The sequence below is a fragment of the Arthrobacter sp. TB 26 genome, from assembly GCF_000427315.1.
GTDB lineage: Bacteria > Actinomycetota > Actinomycetes > Actinomycetales > Micrococcaceae > Arthrobacter.
In genome coordinates this window covers 1,671-3,066 of record NZ_AUPJ01000518.1, presented here as the reverse complement: position 1 = coordinate 3,066, position 1,396 = coordinate 1,671, and the positions used below count along the sequence as shown (strand labels likewise).

Annotated in this window: 2 protein-coding genes; one reads left to right on the top strand and one right to left on the bottom strand. The window is 69.5% G+C overall.

The genetic code is table 11. The annotated features are described in order from the left end of the window. Positions 1-405 (top strand): C40 family peptidase (locus tag K789_RS0120545; protein WP_024368390.1); only part of this gene is annotated, 405 nt, incomplete at its 5' end. 44 nt (positions 406-449) lie between these two features. Here K789_RS0120545 and K789_RS0120540 read toward each other — a convergent pair. After that, positions 450-1,319: an ABC transporter permease gene (locus K789_RS0120540; RefSeq protein ID WP_084507736.1), complete on the bottom strand. Its 870-nt coding sequence runs from the start codon at positions 1,317-1,319 to the stop codon at positions 450-452. Positions 1,320-1,396 lie beyond the last annotated feature (77 nt).

Here is a 1,396-nt window from a genome sequence, read left to right as displayed (position 1 = left end):
GCCCCGGCCCCGGCACCGGCACCCTCCCCGGGCGGCTCCAACCAGACCGCGATCTCCGTGGCGCTCGGCAAGGTCGGCTCGCCCTACTTCTACCAGTACGGCGGAACGGGGGCGTTCGGATTCGACTGCTCCGGCCTGGTGCAGAATGCGTTTGCCGCGGCCGGAAAGTACCTGCCGCGCACCGCATCCCAGCAGTTCGCCCAGGCGCCCGTGCATGTTCCGCTCGCCCAGGCCCGGGCCGGGGACTTGCTGGTCTGGGGTTCGGCCCCGGGTTTCTACCACGTGGCGATCTACCTCGGAGGCGGCCGTGTGGTCCAGGCGCTGAACGAGGACGCCGGGATCACCGTGACGGACCTTGCGTCCATGTCCGGCATGCAGCTCTACCCTGTCGCCGCCCGGTACTGAACCTGCCCGATCCGCCGTCGCGGGATACCCGGGCACCCGGTGACCTAGGAGAGCACGTCCTTTGTGATGAACCTGCCGTAGGCGAGCGCACCGAAGACGGCGACGTAGCCGCCCTGCAGCAGCGAGTTCGTGAGGAAGGACTCCCAGGCAACGGGCTGGCGCAGCAGGTCCGCGAAGTCCAGCCAGTAGTGACTGAACAGCCATGGGTGCAGCCACTCCAGCTGCGGCAGCGCGTCGAGGACCTGCGAGACCACCGAGAGCACCACCGTGGACGCCATTGCACCTACGGGCACGTCCGTGAGCGTTGACATAAAGAGTCCGATCGCCGAAAGGCCCATCAGCGAGACGGCAAGATAGGCGGCAATCAGCAGCAGCCGCAGCAGCGCCTCTGCCGGTTCGATCGAGTCCCCGGAAAGCAGCGAGACGGGCCCCACCGGGAAGAGCGACGCACCGATCGCGGCCCCCACCAGCGCCACCACCAGCGGCGCAGCGACCGCGAAGACCACCGCCCCCGCGTACTTCACGAGCAGCAGCCGGACCCGGCCGGCGGGCGCCACCAGCAGGTACCGCAGGGTTCCCAATCCGGCCTCGCCAGCCACAGTATCCCCCGCCACCACCCCGACGGTCAGCGGCAGGAACAGCGGCACCGATACGAGCATGGCGGTCACCCCGACGAACAGGCCGTTTTGGGAAATCCGGTCCAGGAACGCCGGGCCCCGGCCCGCCGGCACCGCGGAGGACACCCGGACCGCCACGGCAATCAGAATCGGAATGGCCGCCAGCGCACACAGCATGGCCCAGGTACGGCGGCGGCGGAAGAGCACCCCGAGTTCGGACGCGAGCAGGCCGCGCCCCCCTGTGCCCCGCCGGGTTATAGATCCGGCGGCGCCGGATTCCTTACTGGACAACGTCAAACCCCTCCCCCGTCAGCGCCACGAAGCGTTCCTCGAGGCTGACCTGTTCAGTGGCGAAGCCCCGGACCCGGACCCCG